Raw genomic sequence first — 23,191 nt, 5'->3', positions numbered from 1 at the left:
GCGCGTGTAAAGGCGGGGAACGCTTCTAGCGTGCTGCGCGAAACGTGCGCGCGGCAGGGCGGAGCGAAGCAAGGCGAGGCATGGCCAAGGCACAAGCGGTGAGCCGCGTCCGGCTCTGGTTTTTCAGGCTGCTCAAGATCGGGATCGCGCTCGGCATCGCCGGGCTCATCATGCTGGCCATCGCGGTCGTGATCGCGATGCAGTCATTGCCGGGCTTTGACGCGCTCAAGAGCTCGCCGAACGGCCAGATGATTCGCGTCCACGCTGCGGACGGCACGGTGATCGTCTCGCTGGGCCCGAGTTACGGGCGCTGGCTGAGCTACGACCAGATTCCGGAAGTCATGACGCGCGCGCTCGTCTCGGTCGAGGACAAGCGCTTCTACATGCATCCGGGCGTCGATCCGATCGGCATGGGACGCGGCGCCTGGCGCGCGTTCGAGCGGCGCGGGCAGGGGCGCCGGATCGAGGGCGCCTCGACTATCACCCAGCAGCTCGCCCGCAATATCTTCCTCAACAACAGCTATTCCGCCGGTCGCAAGCTGCGTGAGATCGTGCTCGCGCTGGCGATCGAGCGCAAGTTCAGCAAGCGCGAAATTCTCGAGCTTTACCTGAACAAGGTCTATTTCGGCGGTGGCGCTTATGGCGTGGACGCAGCGAGCCGCAAATTCTTCAATCATCCGGCAACCGAGCTGAGCCTCGCGGAAGCGGCCATCATCGCGGGCCTCGTCAAGGCGCCCTCCCATTACTCGCCGACGGCCGATGCCGAGGCGGCAACCGGCCGTGCCGGCGTGGTCCTCGACGTGATGGCGGCCAATGGCGACATCAGCCAGGCCGAACGGGCGGCCGTGGATCTCGGCAGTGTCGAGATGGTGCCGGAAAAAGCGCAGGACAGCGTGCGCTACTTCACTGACTGGGTCCTGCCGCAGCTCGACGACCTGATCGACGAGCAGGAGCAGCCGCTCGATGTCTACACCACCATTGACCTGCGCCTGCAGCGGGCGGCGGTTGCCGCGATCAAGGGCAATGTCCCGGGCGGGGCGCAAGGCGCGCTCGTCAGCCTGGATCGGGACGGCGCGGTGCGGGCGCTCGTCGGCGGGCTGGATTATATCAGCTCCAACTATAACCGCGCGACGACCGCCGAGCGGCAACCGGGCTCCGCCTTCAAGCTGTTCGTCTATCTGGCCGCGCTCGAATCGGGCTATTCGCCGGATACGCGCGTCAACGACAGTCCGGTGACCATCAACGGCTGGAGCCCGCGCAACGACAATCGCAAGAATGTCGGCGAGATCGATGTGCGGACCGCCTTCGCCTACTCGGTCAACACGGTCGCGGCCAAGCTGGGCATGGAAGTGGGCTTTGCATCGGTCGCGGACATGGCAAGGCGCTTCGGCATTTCGACGACGATCAACACGCATCCCTCGATGGTGCTTGGCACGTCCGAGGTCCACCTCATCGACATGACGCAGGCCTTCGCCTCCGTCGCGCGCAAGGGCGTCGCGGTGCGACCCTATGGCATCCTCAAGGTCGCGACGGCGGACGGCGAAGTCCTGTACGAGCACAAGGACGATACCAGCCGCGTTCTGGTCGCGCCCTGGGTGGCGGCGGGCATGACGGACCTGATGCAGACAGCGGTCAACACCGGCACGGGCCGCAATGCGCAGATCGGCCGCCCCGTCGCCGGCAAGACCGGGACGACGAGCAGCAACAAGGATGGCTGGTTCATCGGTTTTTCGAGCGGCATCACGACCGGCGTCTGGATGGGCCGGGACGATGGGCGCGCCGTGGGTGGCCTCGCGGGCGGACGCGCACCGGCGCGTGCCTTTGCGAACTATATGAAAGTCGCGGTCGCGAACCGGCCGGTCGAAACCTTCGAGACCGAAGTCACGCTGCCCGAATGGCAGCTGGAGCCGGACGAGGAGGCCTATGGCCAGCCGGACAATGGCATGATGGTCGACGAGAATGGCCTGCCTCTCGACGCGCCGGTATCGGCTTCCGAGACCGATTCCACCGGCGAAACCGAGTCGCCCGCGCCGCCGGCCGCACCGGCAGAAGCGCCGCAGCGCATCGATCAGCGCTGGATCGACGAAGTGCTGGGCCGCGGCCAGCGCACGCCGCCCGCATCGCAGCCGTCGCCCCGTCCGAGCCCGTCGCAAGCGGCGCCGGCGCGGCCGCAGGGCTGACCTGCCCGGCCCCTCCTCACGCCAGAGCGATCAGCCGACGTAGCGGTGCAGGCCAGTGCCTTCGCGGCGAAGCCAGGCGCGGGCCACGTCCGGATCGACCGGGGAAATCGCCCGGACGAGCGCATGGAAGTCCGGTCCGTGATGCATATGCCGCAGATGCGCCACTTCGTGCGCGACGGTCGCGAGCCGCACATGGGGTGGCGCGAGGATCAGTCGCCAGCTGTAACGGATGTCGCCGCGCGCCGAGCAACTTCCCCACCGCGCTCTCGGATCGCCGATCGATACGCGGCCGAGGGGCAGCCCGTGCTCTCCGGCAAGCGCACGCGTGTCGTCCGTGAGCACCGCGCGTGCTTCAGTGGCGAGCCAGCGCAAGATCCGCGCGCCGATATGGTCGGCAGGTCCGCCGACGAGCAGCCGGTCGCCCTCTCGCGCGATCCGGCGACCCGGAGCGCCGGTGGCGACGATGCGCAGCGGCTCGCCCTGCACGGGCAGCCAGACGCCATCTCCCAGCACCACCCGTCCGGCCGCCCGGGCGCGTTGCGCTTCCACCCAGCCCGTCTGCTGCCCGGCCCAGTCGAGCGCGGTGCGCAGGGACGCGCGCGCCGGCATGGTCAGCAATGCCTCCCCTGCCAGGCCGTCGAAGCGCAGGCGCAGTCTGCGGGCGCGGGCATGGCGCTGGACGACGAGCGGCACCGTGGCGCCGTCGGCGAGGATCAGCGCATGTTCAGAGCGGGCGCTCGACAATGTGATGCTCCAGATCGCCGGCAAGCGTTTCGGCAATGGTCCAGCCCCGCACGGAATGGCCTTCGCGATGCACCGCTTCCCTGTCGTCGCAGATGAGATAGTGCCACGCCGGCAGAGGCTCGCCGTCCGCCCGCAGCCGGTAAGCGCAGGTGGCGGGCAACCAGGCAATGGAGCGCAGCTTGGCGGCCGTCAGGCGCAGGCAATCGGGCACGAAGGCCCGGCGCTGGCGATAATTGCTGCACCGGGCCGTTTCCCGATCCAGCAGCCGGCACGCGACATTCGTGGGATAGATGCGGCCCGTGTCGGCATCTTCCACCTTGTGAAGGCAGCATTTCCCGCAGCCGTCGCACAAGGCTTCCCACTGTGCGCGGTCAAGCGTCTCGAGCGGCTGCTCCCAGAAGTTCATCGCACATAGGCCGCAAGAAAGTCCCGCACCGCCTCGGGCGGCGCCGAATCCTTGTCATCGTTCAGCACATCGTCGACCGGCACCAGGGCAATCGGCTTGCCATCCGGATCGAACAGGGCCGGCGTGCGGGTGTGGCTGACGAGATAGTCGCTCTTGGCGGCCGGGTCGCCTTCCTTCCCGGCGATCACCACGAAATCCTTCTTGACCGCCTCGATCTGCTCGGGCGTGCCGGTGAGGCCGATGAGGCGGGGGTGGAACGCTGCCACATAAGGCGCGATGACGTCGGGCGTGTCCCGCTCGGGATCCACGGTGATGAAGATTGGCTGGATCTTCGCGGCCTTTGCAGGGTCGGAAGCCTCCAGCAGCTTGAGCCCGGCCATGAACTTGTTGAGGTCGACCGGGCACACGTCGGGACACCAGGTGTAGCCGAAATAGACGAGCCGATACTTGCCCTTGAAATCGCTCCAGCGGACAGTCTTGCCGGTCTGGTCCGTCAACGCGAAATCGCCGCCGATCCGGGCGCCGACCAGATTGCCTTCCGGCACCGCACTGGTTTCGTTGCCGGGGCCGCCCGTCTGGCAGCCCGCGAGACTCAGCGCGGCCAGGATGAAAATGATGTTTTTGCGGCCTTTGTTCATGACAGGGCCAGCCATGCCCTGCTATTGGAGCCAACGCAACCGCAAGAGGCAGCCTGCCGGTACGAGGGGGATTTCAGACGTGATACAGCTTGGCCGTGACCTGACGATGCGTCCGCTGGCCCGACGGGCCATGGCCGCGCTGGCGGCGCTGATCGGCCTCCTGCTCGTCGCGCAGCCGGCTGCGGCGCAGTTCTCGGACAGCTACAAGTTTCTTGAGGCCGTGCGGAAGTCCGACAACAGCAAGATCCTGGAATTTCTGGAGCAGCCCGGCGTCACGCTGGTCAACACCAAGGACAAGACGAACGGCGAAACGGCGTTGCTCATTACCATCGGTCGTCGCGATCTCACCATGACCAATTATCTGCTGGCCCGCGGAGCACGGCCCGATCTCACTGACAATTCGGGACGAAGCCCGCTGATGCTGGCGGTGGAGAAGCGCTTCATCGAGGGCGCCCAGCGCCTGCTCGCGCAGAAGGCCAATCCCAACCAGCCCAACGGCAGTGGCGAGACGCCGCTGATCCGGGCCGTCCACATGCGCGACCTGGAGATGGTGAGACTGTTGATGAACAATGGCGCGGACCCCAATCGCCGCGATGCGCTGGCAGGCATGTCCGCGCTCGATTACGCCAAGGCCGGCCCGCCCGTGGGCGGCTTGATCGAGGCGCTGACCGCCAAGCAGAGTGCGCCGAAGGACAAGGCCGTGCAGGGGCCTTCGCTTTAAGCCAGGCATCCGGTCCGTCGGGCTGACGGGACCGCTATCTCACCCACGGCATGATCAACCGAAGGCAAGCCTGAGCTGGACCTGCTCCTGCTCATCCTCTTCGGCCGACGGGTCGACCAGATTGGACAGGCCGAGCCCCAGCAGCCGCGCGCCGATCGGCAAGGGAAGCTGCGCGCGCAACAGTTCCGTGCCGATCGCGTACAGGTCCTCTGCATTGACGGGCGGCGCGGGTAGCGTGCGCGAGCGGGTGAGAATCCGGAAGTCGCCGAGCTTGATCTTGAGTGTCACGGTCCGGCCGAGCGCGCGCGCCGCGATGACGCGCGTCCACAGACGGGCGGCGATCTTCTCCAGTTCCGCCAGCAACTGGCCCTCGGCGCCGATATCGCTTTCGAACGTATCTTCCACGCTGATCGACTTGCGCGTCTCGCGATCCCGCACCGGACGATCGTCGATGCCACGCGCGGCATCATGATAGAAAGTGGCTGACTTGCCGAAATGGCGCTGAAGGGCGGGTAGCGGCCAGGCCTTGAGATCGGCGCCGCTGTGAATGCCGAGCGTCGCCATGCGGCGCGCGGTCACGGGGCCGATGCCATGGATACGCCCGACCGGCATGGCCGCCATGAAGGCTTCCGCCTCTTCCGGCTTCACGATGCACAGGCCGTCCGGCTTGTTCTGGTCCGACGCGAGCTTGGCGATGAGCTTGTTGCAGGAAACGCCGGCGGATGCCGTGAGCCCGGTCTCTTCGCGAATGAGGCGGCGGATCTCCTGCGCGACATAGGTCGCCGCGACGATCCCGAGCTTGTTCTGCGTGACGTCCAGATAGGCTTCGTCCAGCGAGAGCGGCTGGATCACATCCGTGAACCGCTCGAAAATGCCGCGAATCTGCTGGGATACCGCGCGATAGGCATCGAAACGGGCACGCACGAAGACGAGCTCGGGGCACAGGCGCCGTGCCTGTCCGCCCGGCATGGCCGAACGCACGCCGAACACACGCGCCTCGTAGCTCGCCGCGGCCACGACGCCGCGCGGGCCGCCCCCGCCCACAGCGATGGGCTTGCCGCGAAGGGACGGGTCATCGCGTTGCTCCACCGACGCATAGAAAGCGTCCATGTCGACATGGATGATCTTGCGATGCTGGACCGGTGCCGCCTCCATGCGGCGCGTTATGCCACGGCAACTGTTCGAACGAAAGGGGAACAATGATGCACGTTTCCCAAATTTAGAGCGGATTGCCCGAGGCGCGGTGCATCGTGGCACCGGCAGTGCGGCCGCATGCGCGCGGGCTCTCTTGGATTGATCGAGATCAAGAGCGCCCGCCCCGCGAGCCCTAGACTGGTGGCTCACGCATGGAGAGGATGCATGGCCCATTTCCCGCAGACACCCGGCTTTTCCGGGACACTTCGACCGCTCCGGATCGAAGGCGACATTCTGGACATCGAGATCGAGGGTGAAGTGCCCCCGCAGCTGAACGGGACCTTCCACCGGGTGCATCCCGATGCGCAATTCCCGCCCCGCTTCGAGGACGACCAGTTCTTCAACGGGGACGGCATGGTGAGCCTGTTCCGCTTTCACGACGGCAAGATCGATTTCCGCCAGCGCTACGCCCAGACGGACAAGTGGAAAGTGGAGCGCAAGGCCGGCAAGTCGCTGTTCGGCGCCTATCGCAATCCGCTGACGGACGATGCGAGCGTCCAGGGGATGATCCGGGGCACTGCCAACACCAATGTGATGGTCCATGCCGGCAAGCTCTACGCCATGAAGGAGGACAGCCCGTGCCTCATCATGGACCCGCTGACGCTGGAGACCGAGGGCTACACCAATTTCGACGGCAAGCTGAAGAGCCAGACCTTCTGCGCGCATCCCAAGATCGATCCCGTCACCGGCAATCTTTGCGCCTTCGCTTATGGCGCCAAGGGGCTGATGACGCTGGACATGGCTTATATCGAGATCAGCCCGACGGGAGAGCTTCTGAAGGAGATACAATTCCAGAACCCCTATTACTGCATGATGCATGACTTCGGGGTGACCGAGGATTATGCCGTCTTCGCCGTCATGCCCCTGCTCAGTTCATGGGACCGGCTGAAGCAGCGCCTGCCCTTCTTCGGCTTCGACACCACGCTTCCCTGCTATCTGGGCATTCTGCCGCGTAACGGGGACGCGCGGGACCTGCGCTGGTTCAAGACCGGCAACTGTTTCGTCGGCCATGTGATGAACGCGTTCAACGATGGCACGAAAGTGCACATCGACATGCCCGTCTCGTGGAACAACAGCTTCCCCTTCTTTCCGGATGTGCATGGCGCCCCCTTCGATCCCGTTGCCGGGCAGGGCTTTCTCACCCGCTGGACGGTGGACATGGCCTCGAACGGCGACAGTTTCGAGAAGACCGAGCGGCTGTTCGACCGGCCAGACGAATTTCCCCGCATCGACGAGCGCTATGCGACCCAGGCCTATCGCCATGGCTGGATGCTCATCCTGGATACGGAGAAGCCTTATGAGGGCCCGGGCGGCGCCTTCTATGCGCTCACCAATACGCTGGGGCATATCGATCTGGCGACGGGCAAGTCGAGCAGCTGGTGGGCCGGGCCCCGCTGCGCGATCCAGGAGCCCTGCTTCATTCCCCGCAGCCCCGATGCGCCGGAAGGTGACGGCTATGTGATCGCGCTCGTGGACGATCATGTCGCCAACTACAGCGATCTGGCGATTTTCGACGCGCAGCATGTCGATCAGGGCCCCATCGCGCGCGCGAAGCTGCCGGTGCGCATCCGGCAGGGTCTCCATGGGAACTGGGCCGACGCAAGCCGGCTGGCCGTCGCCGCCTGACGCCTCCATCTTCGCCAGAAACGAGTCCATCCCGGCCAGAAGCGGGGCTGTGCCAGAGTGCGCGGCTCCCTTCTGGCGTACGTCTATTCCGGGCAAGTTGATGAATGATCGTCATTTGATTCACGTCAATGCGACAGCAGCGTTTTGGCCGATCCTCGACCGGGAGAGTTTGCAGAAGGATGCGTTTCATGAACATGACGGTCGACACCGCTTCGACGAAGCGAAGCCGGACCATTCCGGGCACGCCTTTGTTCGACGGCGATGCCGCTTCGCGCGGCTATGCCCTCAACGCCATGTGCTATTCCTTCAACGACGCGGCGAACCGCGAGGCCTTCCGCGCCGATGAGGATGCCTATTGCGCGCGCTTCGGCCTGACGCCCGCGCAGCGCGACGCCGTCGCCGCGCGCGATGTGCTCGCCATGATCGCGGCGGGCGGCAACATCTACTATCTCGCCAAGCTGGCCGGCATCTTCGGTCTCAATGTGCAGGATGTGGGCGCGCAGCAGACCGGCATGACGGTCGAGGCGTTCAAGCAAAAACTCCTTCAGGAAGCGGAGAACTGAGATGGCCCACATCGTCGGCGGCATCTTCACCAGCCATGTGCCCGCGATCGGCGGGGCGATCGCCCGGGGATTGCAGGATGATCCCTACTGGAAGCCCTTTTTCGATGGCTTCCACCCCATCCATCGCTGGCTGGCAGGCGCGCGGCCGGACGTGGCCGTGATCTTCTACAACGACCATGGCCTGAACTTCTTCCTGGACAAGATGCCGACCTTCGCGGTGGGCGCCGCAGCCGAATATCACAATGCCGACGAGGGCTGGGGCCTGCCGGTGATGAAGCCTTTCCCGGGCGCGCAGGCGCTTTCCTGGCATATCATCGAGCATCTGGTGAACAGCGAGTTCGACATCACCATGTGTCAGGACATGACGGTGGACCATGCGCTCACCGTGCCGCTCGCCCTGTCCTGGCCGGGGGCCGACAACCGGCCGGTGAAGATCGTCCCCATCGCAATCAACACGGTGCAGCACCCGTTGCCGAGCCCCAAGCGCTGTCTCGCGCTGGGGCGGGCCGTGCACGAGGCGCTGCTCACATGGGAAGGCGCGGAGCGGGTCGTCATTTTCGGCACCGGCGGCCTCTCGCATCAGCTCGATGGCGAGCGGGCCGGCTTCATCAACAAGGATTATGACCGGTTCTGCATGGACAATCTGGGCGCCGACCCGGACGCGCTCACCACGCACAGCGCGGTGGACATCGTGGAACTGGCCGGCAGCCAGGGCATCGAGATCGTCAACTGGATCGCCGCGCGGGGCGCCATGGGGCCGCATGTCCATGAAGTGAGCCGCAATTATCATATCCCCATTTCCAACACCGCAGCCGCCACCATGCTGCTGGAAGCCGGGCAAGCGCTCAGCCGCGTCGCCTGAGGGACGGGAATGCCATGAGGGCCCGCCGTGCCGATCGTGGCGCGGCGGGCCCTGATGATTGCGGCGACAAGGCATGTCGCCCGGCATGTGGCGCCGATCTGTTCGCTGCCGTCGCCAGCAGCGATTGCGCGATCCTGTCGCAGCGCTATGAGCGCATGTGATGAGCGCTATCCGTTCCTTCTGGCGAGCCAATCGCGTCGCAGTCATATGGCTGTTCGCGCTCGCCCTGGGCGTGAAGCTGCTGATCCCGCAAGGCTTCATGCTCGGCCGGGAGGCTGAAACCCGCTACCTGACGGTTCAGCTCTGCTTCGACGGCGCGACTCACAGGACGGCCCAGATCGCCATCCCGATGGAAAGCGCGCCGGGAAAGTCGGGCGATCGCGACGAGCCGGACCAGCATTGCCCGTTCACGTCGCTCGGCATGGGGGCCTGGGGTGCGATCGATGCGCCCATCGCAGCGGCAGCGGCCCTGTTCATCCTGGTGTCCGGCTTTGTGCCGGTGCGTCCGGCCTCGCGGGGGCGGACTCCCTTCCTGCGTCCACCCCTCCGGGGGCCTCCCCTTTCCTGATGAAGCATCGATGACGTGACCTGAAGTCGCCAGCCGCCGAACGTCCGGCACTGGCGCCGCGTCACCATTCCCGCCGGGCGCGGCCGATCTGGCTGCCTCCCGGCGTCTGGAAACCTGCATTCATTGGAAAGTCCGATACATGACCATCGCTTCCGGCGCGCTGCGCCTTGCCCTTCTTACGTCCGCCTGCACAGGCACGCCCCTCTTCGCCCAGCCTGTGCATGAACTGCCCCCTGTCGAGGTGGAGGGCGCCCCCGGCCCCGCCACGATCGCGACCGCGCCCCTCGCCAGCGAGACGGTTTCGCGGGACCGGCTGCGCAGGCTGCAAAGCCAGTCCAGTGACGTCGCGGGCCTGCTCACGCGCCTGCCGGGCGTCAGCGCGAACACAGGCGGCGGCTTTTCGGCCATGCCGGTGCTGCGCGGTCTTTCCGAACAGCGCTTCACGATCCTTGTCGACGGCACGCCCATCGACATGGCCTGCCCCAATGACATGAACACGCCGCTCTCCTACACCGATCCGCAAACGGTGAATGCCATTCAGGTCATCACCGGCGTGTCCCCGGTCAGCATGGGCGGTGACAGCATCGGCGGCGTCATCAGCGTGAGCGGTCCGGCGCCGCGTTTCGCCACGGACGGCGCCCTGCTCGTCACGGGCGAGGCCTCGGCCTTCTACCGGTCCAATGGCGATGGCTTTGGCGGCGGCACGACGCTCACCGTCGCGGGACGAACGCTGAGTGCCACCTATACCGGCTCCTATACCGAAGCGGGCAATTATGCCGGCGGGGACGGCAAGGGGACCGTGCGCTCCACCGAATATGCCAAGACGGATCATGCGCTGGCGCTTGCCTGGCAATCCATGGCCGGCCTCTTCGAGCTGAAGGGCGGCTATCATTTTTCCCCCTATGAGGGGTTTCCCAACCAGTACATGGACATGACCTCCAACAAGAGCTGGTTCCTGAGCGGGCGCTATCAGGGCAGCTTCGACTGGGGCTCGGTCGATTTTCGGGCCGACTATCGCGACACCGATCATGAGATGAACTTCCTTGCCGACAAGGGCGGCACGGCCGACGGGGGCATGCCGATGAACACGCAGGTGCATTCCGCAAGCACCGCGCTGAAGATCGATATGCCTGTTTCCACGCGGGACAGCGTCCGCGCCGGTGCCGAGTTCCACCATCAGTGGCTGGACGACTATTGGCCGCCGGTTGCGGGCAGCATGATGATGGGGCCGAACCGCTACATCAACGTGAATGCCGCTCATCGGGACCGGATCGGCGCCTTCGGTGAATGGGAGCGGCACTGGTCGGAAGCCCTCTCGACGCTCTTCGGCGTCCGGTACGATCGCGTGAGCATGAATACGGGCGACGTGCAGCCCTATTCGACCAGCATGATGAACATGGACGACGCCATGGCGGCGAACGCGTTCAATGCCCGCGACCGCAAGCGAACCGACAATAACTGGAGCGCATCGGCCCTGGTCAGCTATGCGCCGAGCGATCTGGTGGCGCTCGAACTGGGCTATGCGCACAAGGTTCGCTCGCCCAATCTCTACGAGCGCTATGCATGGGGCCGTGGCTCCATGTCGAGCCGGATGATCGGCTGGTATGGCGACGGCAATGGCTATGTCGGCAACATGGATCTCAAGCCCGAACGCGCCGACACCGTGAGCGCCGCGCTCGCGCTGGAGGACAGGCAGGCGGGCTGGTCGCTCAAGGTCGCGCCCTATTATACCCATGTCGACGACTATATCGATGCCACCCCGATCAAGGCCTTCACGGACATGATGGGCATGCCGAGCGGCTTCGTGCAGCTGGGCTTCGTGAACCAGAAGGCCGAGTTCTACGGCATCGACGTGTCCGGCATGGTCCGCCTGCGGGAAGGCCAGGGGACCGATGGCACCGCGATGACCTTCGCGCTCAGCTATGTCCATGGAGACAATCTCTCGGACGGCGGCGTGCTCTATCGCCAGATGCCGCTCAACCTGAAGATGGGCCTCGAGCATCGCCAGGGTGCGTTCGAGGCAGGTGTGGACCTGGACTGGGTCGCGGAGAAGAAGCGGGTGGACATCACGCGCAACGAGCCGCGCACCGACGATTATGCTCTGGTGACGGCACGTGTCGCCTACACGGTGGGCGCGGTGCGGCTGAGCGTCGAGGCGGAGAATCTGTTCGACGCGGGCTATGCTCTGCCGCTCGGCGGTCTCTCGCTGGGAGACTATATCGCCGGAGGACCATTGCGCCCGGTGCCCGGACGGGGACGATCGTTCAACATCGGGCTCTCGACGCGCTTCTGACGATGGTGCCGCCCGGTCCTTCCCTGCCCGCCAGATCGGCTCGCCGGATGCTCGGCGGGCGGGGCGGGGGCCGGGCGGCCGCCATGTTTGCGGCCCTTGCCGTGCATGGGTTCGTCGCGCTTCTTTTCCTGCTGGCGCCTTCGTCGCGGCCGGGGGCGTCAGGCGGAGAGGCTATCAGGGTCTTTGCCCTGCCGCGGCCGGCGGAGCCCTTGCCTCGCCACGAGACGAGGCACGTCGAGAGAGCGCGAGACGAAGCGCTCCCCCGAGCCAAGAGATCGTTGGTGCCGTTGCACGGCGACAAAGCGAAGCCGCCTGCCGGATCGGTCGAGGGATCAGCGCCGCTCCTCACCGTCGGTGCGCCGGCGGTTTTGGTGCCGGCCCCGCTGACGGCGTCCGCGCCGGCTGCGGCACCGCTGGACGAGAGGAAGCGCCCCGATGAGCCGTCGCGCCTCCAAGCCTATCAGCAAATTCTCTGGGCGCAGATCGCGGCGCATCGCCCGCGCGCCACGCGCATGGCGGGTACGGTGCGAGTCCGGTTCCAACTCGATCATGGCGGCGCGCTGATTTCGTGCGAGGTCACCAAATCGAGCGGGCTCATGCTTCTCGACGGTATCGCCTTGCGGGCCGTCCGGCAGGCCAGTCCCTTTCCGGCGCCGCCAGAGGAACTGGCGGAAGATGCGCTTCAGTTCGAAGTGCCTGTCACGTTCGGCCGGGAACGCCACGATTGAAGCATATCTCCCGCGCAGGCAGTCCTTCGCAGAGGGGTAGGGACGAGATGAAGCGAGGTCCGAGGCGGTGCTCGCCGGCTAGCTGGCCCGCTTGCAGGCGCAGGAAAATCAGCCGATCAGGGCGCGGACCATCTGGATGGCCGGCGCCAACATTCCTCCCGGGAGACGTCATGCTCGATCACATCTTCCTCACCGTGAGCGACATCCATCGTTCGCTCGTCTTTTACGAGAGGGTGCTTCCCGTCCTCGGCATCACCGCGCGTCTCGATTATGATGGCAAGGCTGGCCCGGCCGGGCATCCGGATCTCAAGGGCTTCGGTGCCAGGGGCCGCATGTTCTTCTGGCTGCGGGAGGGTGCGGCGGCGCCCGGCGCCGTCCATGTCGGCTTCGTGGCCGGATCCGAAGCGATGGTGCAGGCCGCTTATGCCGAGGCTCTGGCGGCCGGCGCATCGGAGATCCATGCACCCGGCCCGCAGCTCCATTATGATCCTCGCTATTTCGCGGCGCAGGTCGCAGACCCGGATGGCTACAGCCTCGAATTCGTCTTCAAGAGCTGGCAGCATGAAAGCTGACACGATGATGGCCCCGGCGTGCGCCCGGAAGGGAAGCATTGGATGCTCATCAAGGCGCGGCCAGACCATGGCTGCCAGGAGCCTACAGAACGGAGGTGATGGAGATTGTCGGACGCCTCGCGCCCCTCGGCCGCGCGGTGTGAGCGGCGACACGCGGCGGATAGGAATGGTGGGCGATGACGGGCTCGAACCGCCGACATTCTCGGTGTAAACGAGACGCTCTACCAACTGAGCTAATCGCCCCCGTCTTCGTCCGGGTCACCGCCCCTATCGCGGCGATCGGGGCGCCGGTCAAGCGTGGCGCTCAGTGAAACCCCGGGGCAAGCAAGCCACCTTTCTTGCGTACCGAAAGTGCCCAGGCGCTGACAGCCTCGGCGGCCGACTCGCTGAGTTCTATGAACACGCGCCGGCGATCCATGGGATCGTCGATGCGGATGAAGATGCCCCGGTCCGTGAGGTGGCGTATCCAGCGGAGCGCCGTCGTGGGCGGAACGGCGGCCGCGATGCAGAGGCTGGATACGGACACGCGCTGCCCGGCCGTCCGGGCGGCCATGAGATCGAGGATCATGTCCCATGCCGGTTCGCCGAACAGGTCGGCCGGGAGGAACTGGTCGCGCATCCGCCGCGCCCGCACCAGCGCACGCAATTCCGCATGGCTCGGCGAGGTTTCATCAGGGGTCTGCGTCGATCGGCCCGGCGCGCCGCCCGCCGGAAAATGAGCCGGCATGCTCGGCACCGTCCGTGCCGTCCGGAGTCCCGCGAACCGGTCTGGCGATCCCTCTTCAGAAGCAGCCCTGTGTCGTCCGGTGAGGCGTTCGATGGTCGCCGTGAGGCGTCGCACTTCCTCGCTGAGTTCTTCGAGGCGCATCTTCTCGCTCTGTCCCGTCGAGTCGCAGAACCCGCCGCGGCGCGGCTGCGTCGCGCGCGTGGTCGCCAGAACAAGAAGCGCGGCGATGTCGGCATCTTCCGGCTCGCACAGGAACTCGGTATCGCCCTCATCGAGCGCCGCGAGAAGGGGATCGATACCGGCAAGATCCGTGATGACCACCAGCCGGGCCTGCATGCGTCGCACATGGTCAAGCAGGTCCGCCGCCATCCCGCAATCCAGAAGTGCCGCCGCCTCGAAGCCGCGCGCGTCCAGGCATAGAAGATCGAGCCGGGCCGTTTTCTCCAGCCGCGCGAGCGCATGCCGGGGTTCTTCCGGCTCGGTGCAGCCAAATCCCACCCCGCTGGCCGCGCGCGCGAGGGCGCACGCCCTTGTGCCGGTCCCGATCACGAGTGCGGTTTTTCGATTCGTTTCCGCTGGCGCTACCGGCTTGCCGATGCTCGCCACGAGCGGGAGTCTCTCGCCCGGCTGGCCGACCTCAAAGCCCGATCTCATTCTCACCCTCCGGATGTATTTGGTTTGTTTCCTTTATGTACCATAAAAAACCAGTTTTGAACCCTGTTTGATCCGTTTTGGCGGAAGCTCATGCGGAACCCGGAGCGGAGCCGGAAACTTCCTCCATGCCGGAGGAATATCGGGAATGCTCCTCTCGCGCCGCGCCCGCCGTCCTTGTCCGGGCGCCCGTTGACACACTGCCTTGAAGCGCTATGGCCCAGCGGTGAAGACGCAGCGCCCGGCGTTCGCCCGCCCGCTCAGCCCGCCTCCGCCGAGCGTCCGACACAGACATTGAGGAGACAGAACTGATGACCGCGACCGGACAGGACACGCTTGGCACGCGCGATACGCTGGATGTCGGTGGCAAGCGCTACGGCTATTATTCCCTGTCGAAGGCGGCGGCTCGCTTCGGCGATGTTTCGCGGCTTCCCTTCTCCATGAAGGTCCTGCTGGAAAACATGCTGCGCTTCGAGGATGGCGTCACCGTCACCACCGACGACGTGAAGGCCATCATCGACTGGCAGAAGAACCCGGTCGCGTCGGACAGCGAGATCCAGTACCGGCCCGCCCGCGTGCTGATGCAGGATTTCACCGGCGTGCCCTGCGTGGTCGATCTGGCGGCGATGCGCGACGCGATGAACGCGCTGGGCGCGGACGCGAGCAAGATCAATCCGCAGGTTCCGGTCCATCTCGTCATCGATCACTCGGTGATGGTCGACGAGTTCGGCACACCGCAGGCCTTCGAGGACAATGTGGCGCTGGAATATCAGCGCAACGCCGAGCGCTATGAATTCCTCAAATGGGGCAGCAAGGCGCTGGACAACTTCAAGGTGGTGCCGCCGGGCACGGGCATCTGCCACCAGGTCAATCTGGAGCATATCGCGCAGGCGATCTGGACCAGCGTGGACGCGAATGGCGAAACCGTGGCCTATCCCGACACCTGCGTCGGAACCGACAGCCACACCACGATGGTCAACGGCCTGGGCGTGCTGGGCTGGGGCGTCGGCGGCATCGAGGCGGAAGCGGCGATGCTCGGCCAGCCGGTGTCCATGCTCATCCCGGAAGTCGTCGGCTTCAAGCTGACCGGCGCGCTGGCCGAGGGCATCACGGCCACCGATCTCGTGCTCACCGTCACCCAGATGCTGCGCGCCAAGGGTGTCGTGGGTCGCTTCGTCGAATTCTTCGGGCCGGGCGTTTCCTCGCTCAGCCTCGCGGACCGCGCGACCATCGCCAACATGGCGCCGGAATATGGCGCGACCTGCGGTTTCTTCCCGATCGACGGCAAGACGCTCGATTACATGCGCCTCACCGGTCGCGACGAGGATCAGATCGCGCTCGTGGAAGCCTATGCCAAGACGCAGGGCTTCTGGCTCGATCCGGAAGCGGCCGATCCGATCTTCACGGATACGCTGGAGCTCGACATGGGCAGCGTGACGCCGAGCCTCGCGGGCCCCAAGCGCCCGCAGGACAAGGTGGTGCTGACCAAGGTGGATGACGTCTTCAACGACGATCTTTCCCGGGTCTACAACAAGGCGGCGGCCGTGCGGGTGCCTGTCGAGGACAGGGATCACGACATCGGCGATGGCGACGTCGTGATCGCGGCCATCACCAGCTGCACCAACACCTCCAACCCGAGCGTTCTGGTCGCCGCCGGCCTCGTCGCCAAGAAGGCGGTCGAGTTCGGCCTCAAGCCCAAGCCCTGGGTGAAGACCTCGCTGGCGCCCGGCTCCCAGGTCGTCACCGATTATCTGGAGAAGGCCGGTCTTCAGGACTATCTGAATGCCGTCGGCTTCAACCTCGTGGGCTATGGCTGCACGACCTGCATCGGCAATTCGGGTCCGCTGGCCGAGCCGATCAGCAAGGCGATCAATGGCAATGATATCGTCGCCGCCTCGGTCCTCTCGGGCAACCGCAACTTCGAGGGCCGCGTCTCGCCGGACGTGCGGGCGAACTTCCTCGCCTCGCCGCCGCTGGTCGTCGCCTATGCGCTCAAGGGCACCGTCACGACCGATTTCGTCGAGACGCCGATCGGCACCGGCAAGGACGGGCAGGACGTCTTCCTCAAGGACATCTGGCCGAGCAATGACGAGATCCGCTCGGTGATGGATGGCGCGATCAGCCGCGAGATGTTCCAGAGCCGCTATGCCGGCGTCTTCACCGGTGACAATCGCTGGCAGGCGATCGACGTGACGGGATCGGACACTTATGCCTGGCGCGCGGGCAGCACTTATGTTGCCAATCCGCCTTATTTCGAGGGCATGGAAATGACGCCTGCCCCGGTGTCGGACATTCTCGATGCCCGGCCGCTCGCCATCTTTGCGGATTCGATCACGACCGACCATATTTCGCCGGCCGGCTCGATCAAGGCCTCCAGCCCCGCCGGCCAGTGGCTGCAGGAGCGTCAGGTGGCGCCTGCCGACTTCAACAGCTACGGCTCGCGCCGCGGCCATCATGAAGTGATGATGCGCGGCACCTTCGCCAATATTCGTATCCGCAACCTGATGCTGGATGGCGTCGAGGGCGGCATGACCAGCTACAAGGGCGAGGTGATGCCCATCTATGATGCCGCGATGAAGCATCAGGCCGACGGCACGCCGCTCGTGGTGATCGCCGGCAAGGAATATGGCACCGGCTCGTCGCGTGACTGGGCCGCCAAGGGCACGCGTCTGCTGGGCGTGCGCGCCGTCGTCGCGGAGAGCTTCGAGCGGATCCACCGGTCGAACCTGGTCGGCATGGGCGTGCTGCCGCTGCAGTTCACGGATGGCGTCAATCGCGAGACGCTGGGCCTGACGGGCGACGAGAGCTTCACGATCCGCAATGTCGGCGGCCTGAAGCCGCGCCAGATCGTCACCGTCGAGGCGAAGCGCGCCGACGGCACTGCCTTCACTTTCGAAGCGCTCTGCCGGATCGATACCGTGAACGAACTCGATTATTTCCTGAACGGCGGCATCCTGCCTTATGTTCTGAGGAAGCTCGCGGCCTGATCCGCAACGGGGCGCCGCGCGGCGGCGTCCCGTGCTCCTCTCCCGGTGCCAGGGATGATATCCCAGTGCAGCCGGGCCTTTTTCGCAGCCGCACGCCGAGGGTTGCGCTCGCCCCCTTCAACACGTCGCTTTTACCGGGCGCTTTGTCGCCTTCGGGAACGGCGTTCCGGCCGCCTTATCCCGGATCGGCGCTCCGAACGTGCCACTGTGGCACATCCTGCTCAGTTAACAGCTTATTAACCACGTCTTGACCTCCCCGCTTTTGCGTCGCAACATGGTTAAAGGACGCCGACGGGACTCGGCGTCGTGGGACCTAAAGTGGGAGGTATCATGACTATCAAGTTCGTAAGGCGCGCGGCCTTTGTATCGGCTGCGTTGCTCGCACCCGTGGCGCTGAGCGCCGCGCATGCGGCCGGAAACAAGGCATCCGGCTCCTATGGCGACATGAGCTGGACCGCTCAGAACACCATCATCGCAATGACCCCGACCGCCGATGGCCCGACCTCGGGTGGCGGCAACCCGACCTTCCTGCCGGACTACAGCGTCCATGCAGGCGTCGCGTCGCTCATCATGACCTACAATGACGGCTCGCGCTTCATCTGCTCGGGTTCGCTGGCGCCGGATCGTCGCTCGATCGTGACGGCTGCTCACTGCGTCAGCAGCGGCGGCGTGCCGGATGCCGGCCTGGCATCGGTCGACGCCTATTTCTACGACGGTTCGAGCGGGGACGTTCGCGTGCCCTTCAACGCGCTGTCGTCGATGATCTCGGTGAGCGATATCTTCGTTAACCCGCTCTACACCGGTGAAGTCATCGACCACAATGACATCGCCGTGCTCCGCCTCGATCAGGCGGCGCCCGATTTCGCCCAGAGCTATGATTTCTACTTCGAGAACGACCTGACCGGCGTCGATTTCAACGTGGCCGGTTATGGCGGTCGTTCGACCGTCGGTGGTGCGCTTGGCAACGACGCACAGACCGGCTGGCTGCGCGAAGGCGACAACACCTATGACTTCCGTCTGGGTGACGAGCTCTTCGGCACCAACTGGGCGACTGTGCTGGGCGAGCCCTTCTCGCAGATCGAATATTCCTACATCGCGGACTTCGACAGCGGTCTTGCCGCCAATGACGCTTCCTGCCGTATCGCGCAGGCGAGCAATATTGCCGGTGCCGCGGGCGCGGTCTTCTGCGATCTGGGCCATGGTGAGCGCGAGGCTGGCATCGCTGGCGGTGACTCCGGCGGTCCGGGCTTCGTCGATGGCAAGCTGGCGTCGATCAACTCTTATGGTCTGTCGTTCGGGACGGCCTGGGGCGACTGCCGCAACGGGCTGAACAGCAGCTGCGGTGAGTTCGGCGGCTTTGTGCCGGTTTACCTCCACAAGGACTTCATCCTCGGCAATCTGGTTCCGGCGATCGCTCCGATCCCCGAGCCGGCCGTCTGGCTGCAGATGATCGCTGGCTTCGGCATTCTCGGTAGCGCGCTGCGCATCCGGGCTCGCCGCACGGCGCTCGCCGGCGCCTGACGTCGAGATCATGATGCCGGGAAGCCCAGGTGGCTTTCCGGCCATGACCGAGATGCCAAATCAGATATAGAGCGCGCGGCGTCGCGATCATGCGCCGGGTGCGCGCTCTATCGGATCATGGAAGAGCGGTGTCGCTTTGCTTACCGGCCTGTCCGGGCAGTGAAGCGGGGCCGCTCTTTCGCTATCTAAGGTCGACCCATCAGCCTGCGCACCTGCATCGCGAACATATCGCAATGCGACGGCGCGGCCGGCAGCGAGGGACTGCCGTCAGGAGAGTGGAGCCTGCCGAGCTTCCGGCCAGCGTCCGGCGCACCTCGATAGGAAGCAGGCCGGCCTTCCCGGCGACACCGGTCGATCGGGGGCCGCTACCGATCGAACGAAAACCGCCCGCCATTCCGTATCGCCGCGCCACGACTCATCACGCCCCGCGCTGTCATCGATCGCGCAGTCAGGCGCCCTCGCTCCCCGAGGGAGAGCGGGGCGCCCTTGTTGCGGTGGATCAGGCTGCCGGCTTGCGGAAGCGCAAGGTCATCCGGTCGCTCTCGCCGATGGCGAGATATTTCTCGCGGTCCGTGTCTCCTTCCCGCAGGGTGGGCGGCAGTGTCCAGACGCCCTTGGGCCAATCGGCCGTGTCCTTGGGATTGGCGTTCACTTCGGAGCTGGCATCCAGCACGAAGCCCGCGTCCTCGGCCAGCTTGCGGACGGTCGAGACCTTGAGATAGCCGCTGGATTTCTCCAGCGCGACGTCCCTGCCTTCCGGCAGGCGATGGTCGACGATGCCGAGCACGCCGCCCGGCTTGAGCATCCGGAAGAATTCCGAGAAGACGGACGGCGCGTTGCCACCCATCACCATGTTATGGACGTTGCGGAAGGTCAGCACCGTGTCGGCGCTCCCCGCGGGCACGTCCGCAAGCTCGACGAGCTTCACCTTGCCGGAAAGGGCCGGGTTCGAGTCGACCGTCTTCTGTGCGGCATCGCGATAGCGGCCGGCCGGCTGCACGCCGTAATAAGTGCCGCCGCCCTTTGCCGTGAGCGGCGCGAGGATCTCCATATACCAGCCGCCGGCCGGGAAATATTCGACGATCGTCTGCCCGCCATTCACGCCGAAAAAGCTCAGCGTCTCGGCCGGATGACGATATTTGTCCCGTGCGACATTGGCCGGCGTCCTGCCCGGCGCCGCGACGGCTGCCTTGACGTCGGCGCTGGCCTTCGGGCTCGCGGACGACTGGGCGTAAGCCGCCGTCGATCCCGCGCCGGCGGTCAGCGCGAAGGCAGCAAACAGGGTTCGGATGGGGAAGGGGGACATGGCAGCTCTCTCCTGGCAGGGCGTTGCGTAGCCCGCACAGTGTCGCAATGCCTTCGGAAGGGCAAGCCGCTGAAATCTTCGGGGGACCGGGGCAGGCGTGCCGCACCTGACCCGTTCAGAGGCAGGCGTCGAGCAGGGCCTGGTCAAACCCGAACTGCCGGGCCTTGTCGAGCGTGTAGGGCCGCAAGCCCATCGAGCGGTACTCGCCGATGATCCGTCCTTCGGCATCCTCGTCGAGATATTCGTATTTGAACAGCTCCTGCGTCACGATCACTTCGCCCTCCATGCCGATCACCTCGGTGATGTTGGTGACGCGGCGCGAGCCGTCGCGCAGGCGCTTCACCTGGACGATGAGGTCCACCGAATCGGCGATCTGCTTGGAGATGGCTTCCTTGGGGATCTTGATGTCGCCCATCAGGATCATGTTCTCCATGCGGCCCAGGCATTCGCGCGGGCTGTTGGAGTGGAGCGTACACATGGAGCCGTCATGGCCCGTGTTCATGGCGGCGAGCAGGTCGAAGCACTCGGCGCCACGAATTTCGCCCAGGATGATGCGGTCCGGGCGCATACGCAGGGCGTTCTTCACAAGGTCGCCGATGGTGATCGCGCCCTGGCCTTCCAGATTGGCCGGGCGCGTTTCGAGCGGCAGCCAATGCGGCTGCTGCAAGCGCAGTTCAGCCGCGTCCTCGATGGTGAGCACGCGTTCGCCGGGGTCGATCATTTTCGAAAGGGCGTTGAGCATCGTCGTCTTGCCCGAGCCCGTGCCCCCGGAAATGACGATGTTGAACCGGCAGGCGCCGGCGATCTTCAGGGCGGTCGCCATCTTCTCGGACATCGAGCCGCCCTTGGCCATCATGTCCAGCGTGATCGGCTTGGCGGAGAATTTGCGGATGGAGATGGCCGTGCCGCGCAGCGAAAGGGGCGGGACGATGACGTTGACGCGGCTACCGTCCGGCAGGCGGGCGTCGGCCAGCGGGGTGGTCTGGTCGACGCGACGGCCGACCTGGTTCACGATGCGCTGGGCGATCTGGAAAAGATGCTCCTCGTCGCGGAAATGGATCTGCGCGAGCTGGAGCTTGCCCTTCTTCTCGATGTAGGTCTGTTCCGGGCCATTGACCATGATGTCGCTGACTTCCGGGTCGGCCAGCAGCTCTTCCAGCGGGCCGAAGCCGAGCAGTTCGTCGACCAGCACTTTCTCGAGCGCGAATTGCTCGCGCCGGTTGAGCGTCAGCTTGAGCTCGGCCAGCACTTCCATGATGATCGGCCGGAATTCCTCGGCCAGCTCATCCTTGGTGAGCGTGGCCGCCGCTTCCGGATCGACCCGTTCGAGCAGGCGCGGCAGCACCTGTTCCTTGATCTTGTGGACGCTCGCCTCGAAACCTTGCGCCTGCTCGCTCGGCGCATGATCCGCATTCATCCGCTCGTTGAGGCGCCCCATGGCATCGGCATTGCGGTCGAGGCCCAGCGCTCCGGACGGAGACCCGCCCAGCGGAGGCTGATCGGGCGAAATCGGCGGAAACTGCGCGCCGCCCGCAGGCGCGGCCGGGGAAGCAAAGGGCGAGCCGCCGGAGACGTGCATGGGGCGGGCCACACCGAAGGATGACTTGCCGCCCAAACCGTTCTTTCGTCCAAATGCACTCATCTCACGGCCCATGTTCGAGGCGCCGGCTGACCGGCACAGTGGCACGGGACTAGGCGGCAAGGTTTGAGAAATGGCTAATGGGCTTCGGCGGGCGCCATCCTGAGGCTCCGATCCTGCCTGAAACCGGGATGCCGGGATCGGCGCGCAAGGGAAAATTAACCGTCATTGGCATAGCAATCCGCAGGAACGCGCGCTCGTGCATGTCCTTCAGGACCGGCACCCCGGAGCGACGAGACCGCACCACGCGGGGAAGGCTGCGAATGAAGCTGATCGTGCAGATACCCTGCTTCAACGAAGCGGAAAGCCTCCCTGATACGCTCCTGCGGATTCCCCGCCGGATCGAAGGCATCGACGAGATCGAACTGCTGGTCATCGATGATGGCAGCGATGACGATACCGGCGCGGTGGCGCGGCGGTTCGGCGTTCATCATGTCGTGCGCCATCGCACCAACCGTGGACTTGCGGCCACCTTCCAGACCGGCCTCAATGTCGCGCTGGCCGCCGGCGCGGACATCATCGTCAACACGGATGCGGACGGGCAGTATGATGGCGCCGCCATTCCCGCGCTGGTCGCTCCGATCATGAACGGCATGGCGGACATCGTGGTCGGTGATCGGGGGGTGGGAACCAATGCCCATTTCGGACCGGTCAAGCGCCTGTTGCAGAAACTGGGCAGCGCGGTCGTCCAGCGGCTGGCACGGACCGACATTCCCGATGCCGTCAGCGGGTTCCGCGCCATCAGCCGTGAAGCCGCGCAGCGCCTCGCCATCACGACCGAGTTTTCCTATACCACCGACATGCTGATCCAGGCCGGGCGCAAGAGGCTGGGGATCGTCAGTGTGCCCGTGCCGACCAACCGGACGGTCCGTCCCTCGCGGCTGTTCCGCAGCATTCCCCAGTTCATCCTGAATACCTGCGTCACGATGGCGCGCACCTACACCATGTACAATCCGCTCCGGGTTTTCGTTCTGGCGGGCGGTCTTTGCAGCCTGACCGGCGCGATCCCGATCGTGCGGTTCCTCTATTACTACGCGGTGGGGGAGGGTGCGGGGCACGTCCAGTCGCTGGTGCTGGGCGGCGCGCTGCTGGTGCTCGGCACCGTATCCGTCATGCTCGGCGTGCTGGCCGACCTGATCGCGGGCAACCGGAAACTGCTGGAAATGACGCTAGAGCGGGTGCGCAAGCTGGAGGAGCAGGGCCTCGCCCCTCCCGCCGGCGGCAGCCTTGCGCGGCGCGAGCCCCGGAAGAGGCAAGCGTGACCG

The 23,191-nt window shown here is 65.5% G+C and carries 20 protein-coding genes and 1 tRNA gene; 13 read left to right on the top strand and 8 right to left on the bottom strand.

Going from position 1 to position 23,191, the window contains the following annotated elements:
- Positions 1 to 80: 80 nt before the first annotated feature.
- Positions 81 to 2,180, top strand: a complete 2,100-nt coding sequence (locus tag HNP60_RS18610; protein WP_184156456.1) for a transglycosylase domain-containing protein — start codon at positions 81 to 83, stop codon at positions 2,178 to 2,180.
- Positions 2,181 to 2,210: 30 nt separating this feature from the next.
- On the opposite strand, the gene HNP60_RS18605 is transcribed toward HNP60_RS18610, so the two are convergent.
- The 3 genes from HNP60_RS18605 to HNP60_RS18595 are packed head-to-tail and all read right to left on the bottom strand — an operon-like array spanning position 2,211 to position 3,983.
- A complete protein-coding gene (locus HNP60_RS18605; RefSeq protein ID WP_184156454.1) occupies positions 2,211 to 2,924 on the bottom strand; it encodes a M48 family metallopeptidase in 714 nt (237 codons plus the stop codon).
- Complete coding sequence (locus HNP60_RS18600) at positions 2,905 to 3,330, bottom strand: YcgN family cysteine cluster protein (RefSeq protein ID WP_184156452.1); 426 nt, start codon at positions 3,328 to 3,330, stop codon at positions 2,905 to 2,907. Before HNP60_RS18600 ends, HNP60_RS18605 begins: the two co-directional genes overlap by 20 nt.
- Entirely contained in the window at positions 3,327 to 3,983 is a 657-nt protein-coding gene (locus HNP60_RS18595; protein WP_184156450.1) for an SCO family protein, read from the bottom strand. The genes HNP60_RS18600 and HNP60_RS18595 overlap by 4 nt, the downstream gene beginning before the upstream one ends.
- A gap of 115 nt (positions 3,984 to 4,098) precedes the next feature.
- Between HNP60_RS18595 and HNP60_RS18590 the strand changes: the two genes are divergently transcribed.
- Positions 4,099 to 4,689, top strand: coding sequence for an ankyrin repeat domain-containing protein (locus HNP60_RS18590; protein WP_184157186.1), 591 nt, complete (start codon positions 4,099 to 4,101; stop codon positions 4,687 to 4,689).
- 54 nt (positions 4,690 to 4,743) lie between these two features.
- On the opposite strand, the gene dinB is transcribed toward HNP60_RS18590, so the two are convergent.
- Entirely contained in the window at positions 4,744 to 5,844 is a 1,101-nt protein-coding gene (gene dinB, locus HNP60_RS18585; RefSeq protein WP_184156448.1) for a DNA polymerase IV, read from the bottom strand.
- A gap of 204 nt (positions 5,845 to 6,048) precedes the next feature.
- Here dinB and HNP60_RS18580 point away from each other — a divergent pair, with 204 nt between their 5' ends.
- The 8 genes from HNP60_RS18580 (at position 6,049) to HNP60_RS18545 (ending at position 13,095) form a co-directional block, all read left to right on the top strand.
- Positions 6,049 to 7,509: a lignostilbene-alpha,beta-dioxygenase I gene (locus tag HNP60_RS18580; protein WP_184156447.1), complete on the top strand. Its 1,461-nt coding sequence runs from the start codon at positions 6,049 to 6,051 to the stop codon at positions 7,507 to 7,509.
- A gap of 188 nt (positions 7,510 to 7,697) precedes the next feature.
- The gene (locus tag HNP60_RS18575) at positions 7,698 to 8,072 is read left to right on the top strand and encodes a protocatechuate 4,5-dioxygenase subunit alpha (RefSeq protein ID WP_184156445.1); all 375 of its coding nucleotides are present in this window, start codon (positions 7,698 to 7,700) and stop codon (positions 8,070 to 8,072) included.
- A gap of 1 nt (position 8,073) precedes the next feature.
- Positions 8,074 to 8,934, top strand: coding sequence for a class III extradiol dioxygenase family protein (locus HNP60_RS18570; protein ID WP_184156443.1), 861 nt, complete (start codon positions 8,074 to 8,076; stop codon positions 8,932 to 8,934).
- Between the two features lie 14 nt (positions 8,935 to 8,948).
- The gene (locus HNP60_RS18565) at positions 8,949 to 9,095 is read left to right on the top strand and encodes a hypothetical protein (protein WP_184156441.1); all 147 of its coding nucleotides are present in this window, start codon (positions 8,949 to 8,951) and stop codon (positions 9,093 to 9,095) included.
- Entirely contained in the window at positions 9,095 to 9,502 is a 408-nt protein-coding gene (locus HNP60_RS18560; RefSeq protein WP_184156439.1) for a DUF2946 family protein, read from the top strand. Before HNP60_RS18565 ends, HNP60_RS18560 begins: the two co-directional genes overlap by 1 nt.
- A 139-nt stretch (positions 9,503 to 9,641) precedes the next feature.
- On the top strand, positions 9,642 to 11,795 hold the full coding sequence (locus tag HNP60_RS18555) for a TonB-dependent receptor (protein WP_184156437.1): 2,154 nt from the start codon (positions 9,642 to 9,644) through the stop codon (positions 11,793 to 11,795).
- 281 nt (positions 11,796 to 12,076) lie between these two features.
- The gene (locus HNP60_RS18550; protein ID WP_184156435.1) at positions 12,077 to 12,523 is read left to right on the top strand and encodes a TonB family protein; all 447 of its coding nucleotides are present in this window, start codon (positions 12,077 to 12,079) and stop codon (positions 12,521 to 12,523) included.
- 170 nt (positions 12,524 to 12,693) lie between these two features.
- The gene (locus HNP60_RS18545; protein WP_184156433.1) at positions 12,694 to 13,095 is read left to right on the top strand and encodes a VOC family protein; all 402 of its coding nucleotides are present in this window, start codon (positions 12,694 to 12,696) and stop codon (positions 13,093 to 13,095) included.
- Between the two features lie 167 nt (positions 13,096 to 13,262).
- Here HNP60_RS18545 and HNP60_RS18540 read toward each other — a convergent pair.
- Together HNP60_RS18540 and HNP60_RS18535 are read right to left on the bottom strand one after the other, a co-directional pair.
- Positions 13,263 to 13,338, bottom strand: a tRNA-Val gene (locus HNP60_RS18540).
- A 61-nt stretch (positions 13,339 to 13,399) separates the two neighbouring features.
- Positions 13,400 to 14,476 carry a helix-turn-helix domain-containing protein gene (locus tag HNP60_RS18535; RefSeq protein ID WP_184156431.1) on the bottom strand — a complete coding sequence of 359 codons (1,077 nt, stop codon included), beginning with the start codon at positions 14,474 to 14,476 and terminating at the stop codon, positions 13,400 to 13,402.
- A 308-nt stretch (positions 14,477 to 14,784) separates the two neighbouring features.
- Between HNP60_RS18535 and acnA the strand changes: the two genes are divergently transcribed.
- Together acnA and HNP60_RS18525 are read left to right on the top strand one after the other, a co-directional pair.
- Positions 14,785 to 17,460, top strand: coding sequence for an aconitate hydratase AcnA (gene acnA / locus HNP60_RS18530; protein WP_184156429.1), 2,676 nt, complete (start codon positions 14,785 to 14,787; stop codon positions 17,458 to 17,460).
- A gap of 330 nt (positions 17,461 to 17,790) precedes the next feature.
- Positions 17,791 to 18,981, top strand: a complete 1,191-nt coding sequence (locus HNP60_RS18525) for a trypsin-like serine protease (protein WP_184156427.1) — start codon at positions 17,791 to 17,793, stop codon at positions 18,979 to 18,981.
- Positions 18,982 to 19,480: 499 nt separating this feature from the next.
- Here HNP60_RS18525 and HNP60_RS18520 read toward each other — a convergent pair whose 3' ends face one another.
- Together HNP60_RS18520 and HNP60_RS18515 are read right to left on the bottom strand one after the other, a co-directional pair.
- Positions 19,481 to 20,287 (bottom strand): class I SAM-dependent methyltransferase, encoded by an 807-nt coding sequence (locus HNP60_RS18520; protein ID WP_184156425.1) that lies wholly within the window; start codon positions 20,285 to 20,287, stop codon positions 19,481 to 19,483.
- A 115-nt stretch (positions 20,288 to 20,402) separates the two neighbouring features.
- The gene (locus HNP60_RS18515; RefSeq protein ID WP_184156423.1) at positions 20,403 to 21,929 is read right to left on the bottom strand and encodes a TadA family conjugal transfer-associated ATPase; all 1,527 of its coding nucleotides are present in this window, start codon (positions 21,927 to 21,929) and stop codon (positions 20,403 to 20,405) included.
- A gap of 260 nt (positions 21,930 to 22,189) precedes the next feature.
- On the opposite strand from HNP60_RS18515, the gene HNP60_RS18510 reads away from it, so the two are divergent.
- Entirely contained in the window at positions 22,190 to 23,188 is a 999-nt protein-coding gene (locus HNP60_RS18510) for a glycosyltransferase family 2 protein (RefSeq protein WP_184156421.1), read from the top strand.
- Positions 23,189 to 23,191: the final 3 nt, after the last annotated feature.

Origin of the sequence: Sphingobium lignivorans (genome assembly GCF_014203955.1) — a bacterium.
GTDB classification, from domain to species: domain Bacteria; phylum Pseudomonadota; class Alphaproteobacteria; order Sphingomonadales; family Sphingomonadaceae; genus Sphingobium; species Sphingobium lignivorans.
The sequence above is the reverse complement of the archived record's forward strand: the minus strand, read 5'-3'. Positions and strand labels throughout refer to the sequence as shown.

What these genes read in the sequence shown, in the direction of transcription:
- HNP60_RS18555 (WP_184156437.1), top strand. Translation starts at nt 9,642, where the DNA reads ATGACCATCGCTTCCGGCGCGCTGCGCCTTGCCCTTCTTACGTCCGCC.
- acnA (WP_184156429.1), top strand. Translation starts at nt 14,785, where the DNA reads ATGACCGCGACCGGACAGGACACGCTTGGCACGCGCGATACGCTGGAT.
- HNP60_RS18560 (WP_184156439.1), top strand. Translation starts at nt 9,095, where the DNA reads ATGAGCGCTATCCGTTCCTTCTGGCGAGCCAATCGCGTCGCAGTCATA.
- HNP60_RS18595 (WP_184156450.1), bottom strand. Translation starts at nt 3,983, where the DNA reads ATGGCTGGCCCTGTCATGAACAAAGGCCGCAAAAACATCATTTTCATC.
- HNP60_RS18580 (WP_184156447.1), top strand. Translation starts at nt 6,049, where the DNA reads ATGGCCCATTTCCCGCAGACACCCGGCTTTTCCGGGACACTTCGACCG.
- HNP60_RS18610 (WP_184156456.1), top strand. Translation starts at nt 81, where the DNA reads ATGGCCAAGGCACAAGCGGTGAGCCGCGTCCGGCTCTGGTTTTTCAGG.
- HNP60_RS18570 (WP_184156443.1), top strand. Translation starts at nt 8,074, where the DNA reads ATGGCCCACATCGTCGGCGGCATCTTCACCAGCCATGTGCCCGCGATC.
- HNP60_RS18535 (WP_184156431.1), bottom strand. Translation starts at nt 14,476, where the DNA reads ATGAGATCGGGCTTTGAGGTCGGCCAGCCGGGCGAGAGACTCCCGCTC.
- dinB (WP_184156448.1), bottom strand. Translation starts at nt 5,844, where the DNA reads ATGGAGGCGGCACCGGTCCAGCATCGCAAGATCATCCATGTCGACATG.
- HNP60_RS18545 (WP_184156433.1), top strand. Translation starts at nt 12,694, where the DNA reads ATGCTCGATCACATCTTCCTCACCGTGAGCGACATCCATCGTTCGCTC.
- HNP60_RS18515 (WP_184156423.1), bottom strand. Translation starts at nt 21,929, where the DNA reads ATGAGTGCATTTGGACGAAAGAACGGTTTGGGCGGCAAGTCATCCTTC.
- HNP60_RS18590 (WP_184157186.1), top strand. Translation starts at nt 4,099, where the DNA reads ATGGCCGCGCTGGCGGCGCTGATCGGCCTCCTGCTCGTCGCGCAGCCG.
- HNP60_RS18565 (WP_184156441.1), top strand. Translation starts at nt 8,949, where the DNA reads ATGAGGGCCCGCCGTGCCGATCGTGGCGCGGCGGGCCCTGATGATTGC.
- HNP60_RS18520 (WP_184156425.1), bottom strand. Translation starts at nt 20,287, where the DNA reads ATGTCCCCCTTCCCCATCCGAACCCTGTTTGCTGCCTTCGCGCTGACC.
- HNP60_RS18525 (WP_184156427.1), top strand. Translation starts at nt 17,791, where the DNA reads ATGACTATCAAGTTCGTAAGGCGCGCGGCCTTTGTATCGGCTGCGTTG.
- HNP60_RS18510 (WP_184156421.1), top strand. Translation starts at nt 22,190, where the DNA reads ATGAAGCTGATCGTGCAGATACCCTGCTTCAACGAAGCGGAAAGCCTC.
- HNP60_RS18600 (WP_184156452.1), bottom strand. Translation starts at nt 3,330, where the DNA reads ATGAACTTCTGGGAGCAGCCGCTCGAGACGCTTGACCGCGCACAGTGG.
- HNP60_RS18575 (WP_184156445.1), top strand. Translation starts at nt 7,698, where the DNA reads ATGAACATGACGGTCGACACCGCTTCGACGAAGCGAAGCCGGACCATT.